The sequence below is a fragment of the Modestobacter roseus genome (assembly GCF_007994135.1).
GTDB classification, from domain to species: domain Bacteria; phylum Actinomycetota; class Actinomycetes; order Mycobacteriales; family Geodermatophilaceae; genus Modestobacter; species Modestobacter roseus.
Genome location: NZ_VLKF01000001.1, coordinates 3,374,268 through 3,388,099, shown reverse-complemented (window position 1 = coordinate 3,388,099; position 13,832 = coordinate 3,374,268). Strand labels below are relative to the sequence as shown.

The following is a 13,832-nucleotide window of genomic DNA, read 5'->3' as shown; positions in this document are numbered from 1 at the left end:
GCTACCCGGAGCGTCCCGGGCGCACGCCTGTCGTGCACAACCGGCTCGCTGCGCCCGCCGTCCTCCCCTCCCCGCCGCTACGGTCGGGCGGCACGAGGGGCCGGCGCCGGCCGCCCGGTGAGCCGAGAGGACGCGCCCGTGTTCGAGAAGGTCCTGGTCGCCAACCGCGGGGAGATCGCCGTCCGGGCCTTCCGGGCCGCCTACGAGCTGGGCGCCGGGACGGTCGCGGTCTTCCCGCACGAGGACCGCAACTCCGTCCACCGGCTCAAGGCCGACGAGAGCTACCAGATCGGCGAACCCGGCCACCCGGTGCGCGCCTACCTCGACGTCACCGAGATCGTCCGGGCCGCGCAGCGCGCCGGCGCCGACGCCGTCTACCCCGGCTACGGCTTCCTGTCGGAGAACCCGGAGCTCGCCGAGGCCTGCGCCCGGGCGGGGATCACCTTCGTCGGCCCGAGCGCCGCCGTCCTGGAGCTGACCGGGGACAAGTCCCGGGCGATCGCCGCGGCGCGGGAGGCCGGCCTGCCGGTGCTGCAGGGCACCGAGCCCGGCACCGACGTCGACGCGCTGATCGCCGCCGCCGGGCAGATCGACGGGCCGGTCTTCGTCAAGGCCGTCGCCGGTGGTGGCGGGCGGGGCATGCGCCGGGTCGACGACCGGGCCCAGCTGCGCGGGGCGATCGAGGCGGCGATGCGGGAGGCGGAGTCGGCGTTCGGCGACGCCACCGTCTTCTGCGAGCAGGCCGTGGTCGACCCGCGGCACATCGAGGTCCAGATCCTGGCCGACGGCGCCGGGAACGTGATCCACCTGTTCGAGCGGGACTGCTCCGTGCAGCGCCGGCACCAGAAGGTGGTCGAGCTGGCGCCGGCACCGAATCTGGACCCGGCGCTGCGCGAGCGGATCTGCGCCGACGCCGTCGCCTTCGCCCGCCACATCGGCTACTCCTGCGCCGGCACCGTGGAGTTCCTGCTCGACCGCGAGGGCCGGCACGTGTTCATCGAGATGAACCCGCGCATCCAGGTCGAGCACACGGTGACCGAGGAGGTCACCGACGTCGACCTGGTGCAGAGCCAGCTGCGGATCGCCGCGGGGGCGACGCTGGCCGACCTGGGCCTGTCCCAGGAGACGGTGCAGCTGCGCGGCGCGGCCCTGCAGTGCCGGATCACCACCGAGGACCCGGCCAACGGCTTCCGCCCGGACACCGGCCGGATCACCGCCTACCGCTCGCCCGGCGGCGCCGGGGTGCGGCTGGACGGCGGGGCGTCGCTGGGCGCGGAGGTGGGGGCGCACTTCGACTCGATGCTGGTCAAGCTCACCTGTCGCGGCCGCACCTGGGACATCGCGGTGGCCCGGGCCCGGCGGGCGGTCGCCGAGTTCCGCATCCGTGGCGTCTCCACCAACATCCCGTTCCTGCAGGCGGTGCTGGACGACCCGGACTTCGCCGCGGGCCGGGTGACGACGTCGTTCATCGAGGAGCGGCCCGGGCTGCTCACCGCCCGGCAGTCCGCCGACCGGGGCACCAAGCTGCTCAGCTACCTGGCCGACGTGACCGTCAACGCCCCGCACGGCGAGCGCCCGCACCTGGTCGACCCGGCCGAGAAGCTGCCCGCCGTCGACCTGAACCTGGCGCCGCTGGACGGCTCCCGCGACCGGCTGCGGGAGCTGGGCCCCGAGCGGTTCGCCGCGGACCTGCGCGCGCAGACCGCGCTGGCGGTCACCGACACCACCTTCCGGGACGCGCACCAGTCGCTGCTGGCCACCCGGGTGCGCACCAAGGACCTGGTCGCCGTCGCCGGGCACCAGGCACGGCTGCTGCCGCAGCTGTGGTCGATCGAGGCCTGGGGCGGGGCCACCTACGACGTCGCGCTGCGCTTCCTGCACGAGGACCCGTGGGAGCGGCTGGCCGCGCTGCGCGAGGCGGTGCCCAACGTGTGCCTGCAGATGCTGCTGCGCGGCCGCAACACCGTCGGCTACACCCCCTACCCGGAGCAGGTGACCACGGCGTTCGTCGCCGAGGCCGCGCGCACCGGCATCGACGTCTTCCGGGTGTTCGACGCGCTCAACGACGTCGGCCAGATGCGCCCGGCGATCGACGCCGTCCGGGAGACGGGGACGGCGGTGGCCGAGGTCGCGCTCTGCTACACCGGCGACCTCTCCGACCCGGCCGAGCCGCTGTACACCCTGGACTACTACCTCGCGCTGGCCGAGCAGATCGTCGACGCCGGGGCGCACGTGCTGGCGATCAAGGACATGGCCGGGCTGCTCCGTCCACCCGCCGCGGCCACGCTGGTGCGGGCGCTGCGCGAGCGGTTCGACCTGCCGGTGCACCTGCACACCCACGACACCCCCGGCGGGCAGCTGGCCACCCTGCTGGCGGCCTGGTCGGCCGGCGTGGACGCGGTGGACGGCGCCAGCGCCGCCCTGGCCGGGACGACGTCGCAGCCGGCGCTGTCGAGCATCGTCGCGGCCACCGACCACACCGACCGGGCCACCGGCCTGGACCTGCGGGCGGTCAACGACCTGGAGCCCTACTGGGAGGCGGTCCGCCGGGTCTACGCGCCGTTCGAGTCGGGGCTGCCGGCGCCGACCGGGCGGGTCTACACCCACGAGATCCCCGGCGGGCAGCTGTCCAACCTCCGCCAGCAGGCGATCGCGCTGGGCCTGGGGCAGCGGTTCGAGGAGGTGGAGGCGATGTACGCCGCCGCCGACCGGCTGCTCGGCCACCTGGTCAAGGTCACCCCGTCGTCGAAGGTCGTCGGCGACCTCGCGCTGCAGCTGGTCGGCGCCGGCGTGGACGTCGCGGAGTTCGCCGCCGAGCCCAACCGGTTCGACCTGCCCGACTCCGTCGTCGGCTTCCTCCGCGGCGAGCTGGGCGACCCGCCCGGCGGCTGGCCGGAGCCGTTCCGGTCGAAGGCGCTGGCGGGCCGGCGGGAGGCGCAGCCCCCGGCCGAGCTGTCCGACGCCGACCTCGCCGGGCTGGCGGCGGAGCCGCGGCGCACGCTGAACCGGCTGCTCTTCCCCGGCCCGACGGCGGAGTTCGAGGCGCACGCCGAGTCCTACGGCGACGTGTCGGTGCTGCCCAGCAAGGAGTTCCTGTACGGGCTGCGGTCCGGTACCGAGCACTCGGTCGACCTGGAGCCCGGCGTGCGGCTGCTGATCGGCATCGAGGCGGTGTCCGACGCCGACGAGCGCGGGATGCGCACGGTGATGTGCTCCCTCAACGGCCAGCTCCGGCCGGTCAGCGTGCGGGACCGGTCCGTCACGTCGGAGGTGCAGCCCGCCGAGAAGGCCGACCGCACCGACCCCGGCCAGGTCGCCGCACCCTTCGCCGGGGTGGTCACGCTGCAGGTCGGCGAGGGTGACGCGGTCGAGGCGGGGGCGGCGATCGCCACCATCGAGGCGATGAAGATGGAGGCCGCGATCACCGCACCGCGGGCCGGGACGGTGACGCGGGTGGCGATCGGCGCCGTCCAGCAGGTCGAGGGCGGTGACCTGCTCGCCGTCCTGGGCTGACGGCGGGGCGCAGACGGTTTCCCCGTCGTCACATCGGGGAGGTAGGAAGACCGCGTGACGCCCCCGTCCCGCACGCAGAGCCGGTCTTCGCGGACCGGGCACCTGCTCGCCCAGCTCTCCACCCCGGCCCGCCGGTTCCTGCGCACCGAGGCCTCCAGCGCGGTGCTGCTGGTCGCCGGCACGCTGCTGGCCCTGCTGTGGGCCAACTCCCCGTGGGGCGACTCCTACGAGCGGGTGTGGCACACCGAGTTCGCCGTGCAGCTGGGCTCGACCGAGGTCGCGATGGACCTGCGGCACTGGGTCAACGACGGCCTGATGGTGTTCTTCTTCTTCCTGATCGGGATGGAGGTGCGCCGGGAGCTGTCGATGGGCGAGCTGACCCAGCGCAGCCGGCTCTCGGTGCCGGCCCTCGGCGCGATCGCCGGACTGGTGGTGCCCGCCGGCATCTACCTGGTGATCAACGCCGGCGGCCCGGGCGCGCACGGCTGGGGCATCCCGATGGCCACCGACACCGCCTTCGTGCTCGGCGCGCTCGCCCTGGTCGGCTCCCGCGCCCCCACCCAGCTGCGGGTCTTCCTGCTCTCCCTGTCCGTGGTCGACGACATCGGCGCGCTCACCGTGATCGCGGTCTTCTACTCCGCGGACATCGACCTGGTAGCCCTCGGGATCGCCGCGCTGTGCGTGGTCGCCTTCGGGTGGCTCACCCGGCTGCAGGTGTGGCGGGGCCCGGCCTACTTCGCCGTCGGCGTGGTCATGTGGCTGGCGATGCACGCCTCCGGCGTGCACGCGACGATCGGCGGCGTGGTGCTGGGCCTGCTGGTCAGCGCCTACACCCCGCGCCGCGCCGAGGTCGAGTCCGCCGGCACGCTGGCCCGCGCCTTCCGGCAGGCCCCGGACGTCGCCCTGGCCCGGCGGGCGAAGCTCTCCGTCGAGCGGGCGATCTCGCCCAACGAGCGGATCGGCGCGCTGCTGGTGCCGTGGAGCGGCTACGTCGTCGTCCCGGTCTTCGCCCTGGCCAACGCCGGGGTGCAGTTCAGCGGCGAGGTGCTGGACCGGGCGCTCACCTCGCCGGTGACGATCGGGGTCTTCCTCGGCCTCGTCGTCGGCAAGTTCGTCGGCATCGGGCTGGTCTCCACGCTGGCGGTGAAGTTCGGCATGGGCTCCCTGCCGCCGGGCGTGGCCCTGCCCAGCGTGTGGGGCGGCGCAGCCTTCTCCGGTCTGGGGTTCACCGTCTCGCTGTTCGTCGCCGACCTGGCCTTCGACGACGCGGTCCTCCGCGAGGAGGCGATGATCGGCGTCCTCGCCGCCGGGGTGGTCGCCGCCGTCCTGGGCGCCGTCTGGTTCTGGGTGCTGGGCCGCCGCGCGCCCCAGGTCACCGAGACCGGGGCCCGCGAGCTCGACCCGCCCGTCGACCCGGAGGCCGACCACCTGCGCGGCCGGGCCGACGCGCCGCTGACCCTGGTGGAGTACGGCGACGTCGAGTGCCCGTTCTGCGGCCGCGCCACCGGGGTCGTCGAGGAGCTGCGCCGCCGGTTCGGCGACGACCTGCGCTACGTGTTCCGCCACCTGCCGCTGCCCGACGTGCACCCGCACGCCGAGCTCGCCGCCGAGGCCACCGAGGCCGCCGGCGCCCAGGGGGCGTTCTGGGCGATGCACGACCGGCTCTACGCCCACCAGGACCAGCTGGAGGCCGACGAGCTGCTCGACCACGCCGCCGCCCTGGGCCTGGACCTCGGCCGGTTCGCCGAGGAGCTGGGGTCCGGCGTGCACGCCGCCCGCGTGCGCGCCGACGTCGTCGGGGCCGAGGCGAGCGGCGTGCAGGGCACCCCGACGTTCTTCGTCAACGGCGTCCGGCACGAGGGGCCGACCACCACCGAGTCGCTGGCCGCGGCGCTGGTCGCCTCCGACCCGCGCGGACCGGGCCACGGCGGCCTGCTGCCGCCGGCCGAGCCGGTGGCGCCGGCGCAGCAGCTGCGGATCCTCTCCCCGCCGGTGCAGATGCCGGCGATCGACGTGCTGCCCGGCGGCCCGCTCCCCGAGACGCCCGACGACGGCTCCTCGCCCCGGCTCTCCGACGAGCACATCGCGGTGTTCCGCCGGATGGGGCGGCGGATGAGCACGGTGCGCGGCCAGGTGCTGCTGCGCTCGGGGCAGGCGGAGTTCGACTTCTTCGTCGTCGTGTCCGGCGCCGTCGCGGTGGTCGAGGGCTCGCTCGAGCACGGCGCGGACGGCGGCAAGCGGGTGGTGGCGGTCAACGGCCCGGGCCGGTTCCTGGGTGGGCTGAACATGCTGGCCGGGCAGCGGCCGGTGCGGTCGCTGGTGGCCGCCGAGGACGGCGAGGTGATCGTGCTCAGCCTGGAGCAGCTGCGCGCCGCCTTCGTCCGCGACCGGAGCCTGGCCGACGTCGTCACCCGGTCGTTCCTGCTGCGCCGGGCGATGCTCATCGGGCAGGCCAGCGGCCTGCGGGTGGTCGGCGACCGGCGCTGGCCGGCGAGCGTCGCGCTGCGCGAGCAGCTGGCCGAGGACGGCGTGCCGCACCAGTGGCTCGACCCCGCCGACGACGACGCCGCCCGCCGGCTGCTGGCCGAGATCGGCGCGGAGGACGCGACGTCCCCGGTGGTGCTCACCCCCGACGGGCGGGTGCTCGTCGAGCCCACCCGCGACGACCTGGCCCGGTTCGCCGGCACGGCACGGGACCTGACCACCACGTGAGATCGCTCGACGAGGAGCTCACCGACCTGGCCGACCACTACCGGTGGTTCGCCGGGGTGGAGGCCGCGCCGGTCTCCCCGCGGTACGCGGAGCTGGCCGCCGCGGTGGCCAGGGACGACGACGTGCTCGCCTTCCTGGGCACGCTGCCGACGCCGAAGCGGCAGGCCAACCTGCTGCTGGGCGCGCTGCAGTACCTGCACGGCGGCCCACCGCGCGACGGCGCCGAGCTGCACGAGCGGGTGCTGGGCGACGCCGACCGGCTGCGGGCGACGATGCTCGCCCGGGCCACCCAGACCAACGAGGCCGCCCGCTGTGCCGCTCTGCTGCCGCTGCTGGCCGGCCTGCCCGGGCCGCTGGCGCTGATCGAGGTGGGCGCCTCGGCCGGGCTGTGCCTGTACCCCGACCGGTACGGCTACGAGTACCACCGGGACGACGACGAGGGCGGCGTCCGGGTCGGGTCGGCGTCCAGCCCGGTCCAGCTGAGCTGTGAGGTCACCGGACGGGGGCCGGTGCCGGCCGCGGTGCCGCGGGTGGTGCGCCGGGCCGGCATCGACCTGAACCCGCTGGACCCGGCCGACCCCGACGACGTCGCGTGGCTGCAGGCGCTGGTCTGGCCCGGCATGGACGCCCGCCGCGACCGGCTCACCGCCGCGGCCGCGATCGCCGCCCGGGAGCCCGCGTCGATCGTGCGCGGTGACCTGCTGGCGGAGCTGCCCGGCCTGGTCGCGGCGATGCCCGCCGACTGCACCGTCGTCGTCGTCCACACCGCGGTGCTCGCCTACCTGCCGGCGGCGGCGAAGGAGGCCTTCGTCGAGCTGGTCGGCGGGCTGCCGGTGCGGTGGGTCTCCCAAGAGGGCGTCGGGGTGCTGCCCGCGGTGGCGGCGCGGCTGCCGGAGGCCCCGGCCGCGGGGGAACGCCGGTTCCTGCTGGCGCTGGACGGCGAGCCGCTGGCGTACACCGACCCGCACGGCGGCCGCATCGACTGGCTCCCCGCCGCGGCCGCCCTGGCCCGAGCCGGTGGTCGCCAGGCCCCGTCCAGAGGCTCGTCCCGAGCGTGCGAGGGATGAGGGGGACGGGGTCCTTCCTCAGCTGCGCATGTGGGCCAGGAACGTGGTCATCTCCGCGCGCAGCTTCTCGGCCAGCTGGGACAGCCCCGGCGACGTCGTCCCCAGCGGGTCGGCCGCCGCGCCGTCGACGGCGGTGGTGATCCCGTCGACCAGGCCGGTCATGTCCGCCACCGTCGTCCCCACGTTGGTCATCACGTCCGAGACGTCGCCGCAGGCGGCGCGCACCGACGCGACCTGGGCGGTCACCCGCTCCGTGGCGCTCGCGGTCTGGTCGGCGAGGTCCTTGACCTCCGAGGCGACGACGGCGAAGCCCAGGCCGGCCTGTCCCGCCCGCGCGGCCTCGATCGTGGCGTTGAGCGCCAGCAGCCGGGTCTGCGCGGCCACCGAGTCGATCAGCGCGATGACCTCCTTGATCTCGGTGGAGGACCGGTCGAGGGAGACCACGCTGTCCTCGGCCCGGCCGACCTCGGTGCCGGCCGAGGCAGCGGCCCCGGTCAGCCCGGCGGCGGAGGCACTCAGCTCGGTCGCCGCCGTCGCCACCTGCTCGGACATGGCCAGGACGACCGACTCGAACTCGTCGGCCAGCGCCAGCCGGGCCGCCTGCGCCTCGGTGACCCGGTCGGCCGACGCGCGCATCGCCGCACCGGCCTGGTTGAGGATGCCGGCGGCGCGCCGGTACGCGCCCGGCAGGCCGCGCTCCAGCACCCGCCGGTGGAACCGCCCGTCGGCGGCGGAGGTCAGCGCAGCGCCGGCTTCGCGGACGAAGGTGTCGGAGACGTCGAGCAGCTGGTTGACGCCGTCCTGCAGCTCGCGCAGCTCGGGCACCCCGCGGGAGCCGGCCACCGCGCGGCTGCGCGCCTCCAGGTCGCCGGCGGCCGCCGCGCGGCACACCCGGCTGAGCTCGGACACGAACGCCCGGTAGACCGCCAGCTCCTGCTCGGCCGACGTGCCCGGCGAGGGACGGAACCCCACCTCAGAAACCTCCCTCGGAGATCAGCGACCAGACGAACTCGTCGTAGGACTCCCCGCGGGCGGCGAGCAGCGTGCCCAGCAGCGCGGTGGAGGCCTCGACCGCCGCCCGGCCGTTGGGCTGGGCGCGCTCGACGGCGCGCAGCTGGTCGTACACCGCGCTCACCGCGGCGATGGCCGGGCGGGTCGGCGCGCGGCGGCTGGAGTGGTAGCCGACGATCCGGCCGCGGGCGTCGTAGCTGGGGGTCACGTTGGCCAGCACCCAGTAGTACGCGCCGTCGGCGGCGAGGTTGTTGACGTAGGCGAAGACCTCCTGGCCGGCGGCGACGGTGTCCCACAGCAGTGCGAAGACGGCCTTGGGCATGTCGGGGTGCCGGATCAGGTTGTGCGGCTGCCCGAGGACCTCGTCCTCCTCGTACCGTGACACCCGCAGGAACGCCTCGTTGGCGTAGGTGATCACCCCGCGCGGATCGGTCTTGGAGACGATCAGGTCGTCGGGCTCCAGCACCCGCTCCTGCCCGGTGGGGCGCACCGCCCGCCGCTGGTCCCGGGCCGTCGTCCCCGCCGTCGTCACCGTGTGCCGCTCCTCATCGCCGAGTACCTGCTCCAGCAGTTCTCGGCAGCGCCGGCGGGGACCGGAACCGGCCCGGGTCAGGCAGGGCGGATCAGGCCGACCAGGTGGTGTTCGAGTCTTGATCTACCGCGCTGTCGGCGCCAGGACGCGTTGGTGGGGGCGGCGACCAGGGTTGTAGGCCCTGCCTAGGGGGTTGACTCGTCACTGCAGGAGTGCGCGAGGGTTCAGCTTGGGCGATTCTCGCTGCATGTAAGCCGCTTGCAAGGTGATCGAACAGCGTTCGCAGGCCTCTGACCTGCAGTTTTTCATCCTTGCCCCGTCTACATGAAGCACTACTTGCAACTTCGACGAAGCTCGGCGCGTCGAACCCCGGGAAGCTGCTACTTGCAAGAGTTTAGAGTAGGGGCCATGACCGCGAACGAGGTAGATGCCGCGCTGTCAGCGCCTCGCGCCGAGGTGGGGAAGCGACTTCTCGGGCTTATCGAAGACCAGTGGTTCGACCGCAAGAGCATCAAGCTAGCCGCGAAGGACGTGGCCGTACCTCTGACTGCCTTCGCCAACGCGGAGGGTGGCACCCTGGTGATCGGTCTCCACAACGGCAAGGTTGAGGGAACCCGCACTAACCGCAAGAAGCTCAACGACCTGCGTCAGGCTCCGATCGACTTCACGGTGCCCCCTGTGCGCGCACTGTTCGAGGAGGTTCCGTGCGTTAACGATGCAGGTGAGGACGATGAGCTGCTGGTGGCTCGTATCGATCCTGGAGAGCGCGTACATGAACTCCCGAACGGGGATTGCTACCTACGGATCGGCGACGAGTCGCGCCGCCTCAACTATCAGCAGCGCACCGAGCTTGAGTTCGACAAGGGGCAAGCACAATACGACGGCTTTGCCGCTAAGGGTGTCACGGCTTCAGATCTCGATAGTCGACTGCTCGAGAACTATCGCGAGCGCGTAGGTTCCACTGGAACGGTCACCGGCCTATTGCAAGCCCGCAGTCTTCTGACGCGCGCCGGGGAGATGACGAACGCTGGGTATCTTCTTTTCGGCAAGAACCCTCAGGACCTGTTCCCTCAAGCATTCATTCGAGTAGTAAAATTCCTGGATGTTGAACGCGGCACCGGGGCTCGTTTGGGCATCGAAGAGGGGTCGGACTACCGGATTGAGGGCCCGATCCCGTGGGCTATCCAAGAGGCGAGTCGGATCATAGAGCGCGAGGTTCCCTCACGTAGGCGACTTGTGGAGAGCGGGCGCTTCGAAGGTCGCCCGATCGTTCCGCGCGACGCATGGCTCGAGGGGCTCGTCAACGCAGTCATCCACCGGTCCTACAGCCTCGCGGGGGATCACATCAGGGTTGAGATCTACCCGAACCGTGTGGAGATTGAGAGTCCTGGGCGCTTCCCTGGTCTTGCTAATCCAGCTAAGCCTTTGGAAATCAGTCGGTTCGCGCGCAACCCTCGTGTGGCGCGTGTGTGTGCCGATCTGCGCATCGGTCAAGAGTTGGGGGAGGGGATCAAGAGAATCTTCGAAGAGATGCGTCGCGTGGGCTTGACCGACCCCGTTTACAAGCAGAGTGGGGGAAGCGTCCGCCTCTTCCTTCAGGCGGTTCCCAGCCTTGATGTGCGGGTTGCCGCTCGTCTACCTAAGGGAAGTCAGCAGGTTCTCGACATCTTGCGCGCTTCCGACAGGGCGCTAGGTACTGGGGATATCGCGGAGGCTCTGGGATACAGTCGACCTGCTACGACCGCACGATTGCGTGCGCTCGAGGCAGAGGACCTCATTCGATGGAACGGCAAGTCGCCAAAGGACCCCCGCGCTGTTTGGATTCTCAACGAGTGAGAATCTCACGTGGCCCTTGTTGTTGGATCAGGCCGACCAGCTGGTGTTCGGAGGGCGCTGGTAGCCGATGGTGTGCGGGACGAAGAAGGACAGGTCGTCGGTGATCAGCCCGTCGGACTCCCGGATGCCCAGCCCGGCGGCCTCGCCGTCGACCACCCACGCGCCGAGCACCGGGTGGTGCGGGCCGTCGGGGCCGGGGAAGTCCGGCAGGGCGCACAGCTGCTGCACGATCCACCCCTCCGCGCCGTACTGCCCGCCCTGCGCGGCCAGCACCTCACCGCCGGGCGCGACCAGCTCGACGTTGCCGCCCTCCCGGCCGAACAGCGGCTTGCGGGCGTACCCGGTCGCGGCCAGCTCACCGGCGCGCGGGTCGTCGGCGAAGAACGCCGGCAGCAGGTACCGGGAGATCACCGGGTCGTTCTCGTAGCGCTGCCACAGCACCGGCAGCAGGCCCTTGTTCGACCAGAGCAGCTTCCAGACCGGCTCGATCCAGGTCGTGCCGCCCGGGTCGCGGATGTCGGCGATCACCGACGGGCCGTACTCGTCGGCGAGCAGCCACTCCCAGGGGTAGAGCTTGAACACGACGTCGATCCGGTTGCCCTTCGGGTCGTAGAACCGGGCGTCGCCGGTGTCCAGCCCGATCTCCTCGGTGGTGATCACCACCGCCTCGTAGCCGGCCCGCTGCACGGTGTCGGCCAGGTAGGCCACCGTCATCCAGTCCTCGCCGCTGCGGTCGCCGGCGGTCCAGGCCAGGTGCACGACGGGCTTGCGGTGGTGGTGGCCCTCCCAGCGGGAGAGGTTGCGCTGCCAGGCGGCCACCAGCCGGTCGTCGAGCTGGTTCCACTGGTCCCGGCCCTGCCCGGTCTCCAGGTGCCAGGCCCACTGCACGACCGCGGCTTCGACCAGCGACGTGGGGGTGTCGGCGTTGAACTCCAGCAGCCGGGGTGTGTCCTTGCCGTCCCACCACAGGTCGAACCGGCCGTAGACGCTGGGCGGCTCGGCGTCCCAGGTGGCCCGGACGACGTCGCGGGCGTCCCGCGGGATCCGCATCCGGTCCAGCAGCCGCTCGTCGGCCAGCGCGACGTCGCCGGCCTCCACGCACGCGGCGAAGAGCTGGTCGGTCACGTCGGCGAGGGTGTCGACCTCGTCGGCGGTGAAGTCGTAGAAGACGTCCTCGCGCCAGTAGGAGCGCGGGTCCTCCCCGGGCACGGTCGTCTTGTTGTAGACCAGCCCCTGGCTCTCGATCTCGGCCTCCCAGCCGAGCCGTGCCGTGCCGTAGAGCCGCCTCACGACCCGACGCTGCCGCTGCCGACCCGGCCGGAGCCGATCCCGCCGGAGATCCGGCTGCCGGAGCTGACCCGGCCGCTGCCGGGCAGCCCGGCCCGCGTCCGCGCCGAGGTGTCGGAGGGGTTCACCCGGTTGGCCGCGCCGGTGTACTGCTGCGGGATCGTCTGGCCCACCGAGTACCGGTTGCCGCCGAACCCACCGAGCAGGAAGAAGTAGGGGAAGCCGCCGACGTACCCGCCGCTGCGCTCGGCCTCCTCGCACAGGTCCTCGTCGACGACCTGGTCCTGCTCGTCGACGCAGTAGACGGTGCGGGCCTCGGCCTCCTCGTCGTCGTAGCCGGTGCCGCAGGCGGTCATGAACCCCATGGCCGCGCCGGTCAGGCTGACGGTGCCGATGGCCGCACGCACCCGGTTGCTCCTCGACGTGCTCACCGTCTGCACTCCTCCTGCCGCGCTCCTGCCGGACCAGCACATGCTGTCGGACGGCGTCCCCGCACGCACACCCGCCCCGCGCACATCCTCACAGTCCCACCCCCCGCCGGACGTCCCTGGGCAGCCGGCGGCTGCCCAGCCGCCGGGCTGGGTAGGGGGGAGGGCATGCACCTGGCTGCGCACCGGACCGGCTCCGGCGACCCCCTCGTCCTCGTCCACGGCCTGGGCGGCTCGTGGCGCTCCTGGGAGACGGTGCTGCCGGGGCTCGCCGCCTCCCGGGAGGTGGTGGCGGTCGACCTCCCCGGCTTCGCCGGCGCCACCCCGCCGCTGCCGGACGCGGGCTTCGGCTCGCTCACCGACGTGCTGGCCGACTGGCTGCAGACGGCGGGGCTGGCCGACGCCCCGCTGGTCGGCAGTTCGCTGGGGGCCCGGATGGTGCTGGAGCTGTCCCGGCGGGGGCTCGGCCGGGACAACGTGGCGCTGGACCCGGGCGGCTTCTGGACCGACCGGGAGGCCACCGCCTTCCTCACCAGCCTGCGCGCCTCCATGGCGCTGGTCCGCCGGATCCGGCCTGCCCTGCCCGCTCTGCTGGACAACCCGGTGGGGCGGACGGCGCTGCTGTCGCAGTTCTCCGCCCACCCGTGGGCGCTGGACGGCGGGGTGGTCACCCGGGAGCTGACCGGGTACGTGGCGTCGCCGTCCTTCGACGCGGCGCTCACCGACCTGGCCCGCGGGCCCCGCCAGCAGGGGGCGCCGGCCGGGTCGTTGCCGGGGCGGCTGACCATCGGCTGGGGACGGCGGGACCGGGTGACCCTCGCCCGGCAGGCGGCGCGGGCGGTGCGGGCCTTCCCGGACGCGGAGCTGCACTGGTTCGCCGGGTCGGGCCACTTCCCGATGTGGGACGCCCCGGAGGAGACCGTCGCGGTGGTGCTCGCCGGGACCGCCCGCCGATGAGTTCTCCGTCGCCGGCCGGTCTGAGGGGGGACGGGACCCGACGGCGGTCCCCCACCCATCGAGGAGCTCCCCGTGCGCACCGTCTTCATCAACCTGCCCGTGACCGACCTGGACCGGGCGGTGGCCTTCTACACCGCGCTGGGCTTCACGCCGGACCACCGGTACACCGACGAGACGGCGGCCGCGGTGGTGGTCGAGGAGAACATCCTGGTGATGCTGCTGACCCGGGAGAAGTTCGCCGGGTTCGTGGCGGGCGAGGTCGGCGACCCGGCGCAGGCGACCTCGGTGATCAACGCGGTCTCCGCGGCCGACCGGGCGGAGTGCGACGACCTGCTGGCCCGGGCGCTGGCCGCCGGCGGCAAGCCCTGGCAGCCGGCCCAGGACCACGGCTTCATGTACGGCACCAGCTTCACCGACCCGGACGGCAACGTCTGGGAGGTCGCGTGGATGGACTCGGCCGCCCTGCAGGGCTGAGCAGCGCCGGGTAGG

10 protein-coding genes are annotated in these 13,832 nt (G+C 73.2%); 6 read left to right on the top strand and 4 right to left on the bottom strand.

The annotated features are described in order from the left end of the window. The first annotated feature begins 138 nt into the window (after window positions 1–138). From JD78_RS16210 to JD78_RS16200, 3 genes are read left to right on the top strand one after another with little or no spacing between them, the layout of a single operon-like run. Window positions 139–3,513 carry a pyruvate carboxylase gene (locus JD78_RS16210; protein WP_153358233.1) on the top strand — a complete coding sequence of 1,125 codons (3,375 nt, stop codon included), beginning with the start codon at window positions 139–141 and terminating at the stop codon, window positions 3,511–3,513. Between the two features lie 54 nt (window positions 3,514–3,567). Further along, window positions 3,568–6,225, top strand: coding sequence for a Na+/H+ antiporter NhaA (nhaA, locus tag JD78_RS16205; RefSeq protein WP_153358235.1), 2,658 nt, complete (start codon window positions 3,568–3,570; stop codon window positions 6,223–6,225). Further along, window positions 6,222–7,292, top strand: coding sequence for a DUF2332 domain-containing protein (locus JD78_RS16200; RefSeq protein ID WP_228394997.1), 1,071 nt, complete (start codon window positions 6,222–6,224; stop codon window positions 7,290–7,292). Before nhaA ends, JD78_RS16200 begins: the two co-directional genes overlap by 4 nt. A gap of 18 nt (window positions 7,293–7,310) precedes the next feature. On the opposite strand, the gene JD78_RS16195 is transcribed toward JD78_RS16200, so the two are convergent. Together JD78_RS16195 and JD78_RS16190 are read right to left on the bottom strand one after the other, a co-directional pair. Further along, on the bottom strand, window positions 7,311–8,264 hold the full coding sequence (locus JD78_RS16195; RefSeq protein WP_208104123.1) for a methyl-accepting chemotaxis protein: 954 nt from the start codon (window positions 8,262–8,264) through the stop codon (window positions 7,311–7,313). Window position 8,265: 1 nt separating this feature from the next. Further along, on the bottom strand, window positions 8,266–8,835 hold the full coding sequence (locus JD78_RS16190; protein ID WP_153358237.1) for a PAS domain-containing protein: 570 nt from the start codon (window positions 8,833–8,835) through the stop codon (window positions 8,266–8,268). Window positions 8,836–9,243: 408 nt separating this feature from the next. On the opposite strand from JD78_RS16190, the gene JD78_RS16185 reads away from it, so the two are divergent. Continuing rightward, complete coding sequence (locus JD78_RS16185) at window positions 9,244–10,671, top strand: ATP-binding protein (RefSeq protein ID WP_153358239.1); 1,428 nt, start codon at window positions 9,244–9,246, stop codon at window positions 10,669–10,671. Between the two features lie 27 nt (window positions 10,672–10,698). Here JD78_RS16185 and JD78_RS16180 read toward each other — a convergent pair whose 3' ends face one another. Together JD78_RS16180 and JD78_RS16175 are read right to left on the bottom strand one after the other, a co-directional pair. After that, complete coding sequence (locus tag JD78_RS16180) at window positions 10,699–11,961, bottom strand: glutathionylspermidine synthase family protein (RefSeq protein WP_153358241.1); 1,263 nt, start codon at window positions 11,959–11,961, stop codon at window positions 10,699–10,701. Further along, window positions 11,958–12,389 (bottom strand): hypothetical protein, encoded by a 432-nt coding sequence (locus JD78_RS16175; protein ID WP_153358243.1) that lies wholly within the window; start codon window positions 12,387–12,389, stop codon window positions 11,958–11,960. The genes JD78_RS16180 and JD78_RS16175 overlap by 4 nt, the downstream gene beginning before the upstream one ends. A gap of 165 nt (window positions 12,390–12,554) precedes the next feature. Here JD78_RS16175 and JD78_RS16170 point away from each other — a divergent pair, with 165 nt between their 5' ends. Both JD78_RS16170 and JD78_RS16165 read left to right on the top strand, forming a co-directional pair. Further along, window positions 12,555–13,343 carry an alpha/beta fold hydrolase gene (locus JD78_RS16170; protein WP_153358245.1) on the top strand — a complete coding sequence of 263 codons (789 nt, stop codon included), beginning with the start codon at window positions 12,555–12,557 and terminating at the stop codon, window positions 13,341–13,343. Window positions 13,344–13,415: 72 nt separating this feature from the next. After that, window positions 13,416–13,817 carry a VOC family protein gene (locus tag JD78_RS16165; RefSeq protein ID WP_153358248.1) on the top strand — a complete coding sequence of 134 codons (402 nt, stop codon included), beginning with the start codon at window positions 13,416–13,418 and terminating at the stop codon, window positions 13,815–13,817. Window positions 13,818–13,832: the final 15 nt, after the last annotated feature.

Bases quoted from the DNA above. Each gene is read 5' to 3' on its own strand.
- JD78_RS16185 (WP_153358239.1), top strand. From the start codon at position 9,244: ATGACCGCGAACGAGGTAGATGCCGCGCTGTCAGCGCCTCGCGCCGAG.
- JD78_RS16170 (WP_153358245.1), top strand. From the start codon at position 12,555: ATGCACCTGGCTGCGCACCGGACCGGCTCCGGCGACCCCCTCGTCCTC.